The organism is Lacihabitans sp. LS3-19 (genome assembly GCF_024343575.1).
In the GTDB taxonomy this organism is placed as follows: domain Bacteria; phylum Bacteroidota; class Bacteroidia; order Cytophagales; family Spirosomataceae; genus Leadbetterella.
Genome location: NZ_RJUA01000108.1, coordinates 1 through 345, shown reverse-complemented (window position 1 = coordinate 345; position 345 = coordinate 1). Strand labels below are relative to the sequence as shown.

Annotated in this window: 1 pseudogene; it reads right to left on the bottom strand. The window is 39.1% G+C overall.

The window, feature by feature from the left end:
- Positions 1–345, bottom strand: a pseudogene (locus tag EGI22_RS15630) (hypothetical protein); the annotation flags it as partial.

Sequence of the window (345 nt, the reverse complement as noted above, 5' to 3'; positions counted from 1 at the left end):
AACTGGCGAGTCATTACCAGCTGTTGGTGTTGGTAATGTATTAATTGTTACTGTTGTTTGGGCGATTGCTGTACACCCATTGACATCAGTCACATTTACTGTATATATGCCTCCGGCATTTGAAGTAGTATTTATAATTTGTGGATTTTGAGAACTTGAACTGAATCCATCTGGACCTGACCAACTATATGATGTTCCACCTGTTGCATTTAAATTCAAAGTACCTCCTAGGCAAATAGGTGAATCATTTCCAGCTGTTGGTAATGGTAAAGGATTAATTGTTATTGTAGTTTGAGCAGTTGCAGTGCACCCATTGGCGTCGGTAACCGTAAGTGTATAAATTCC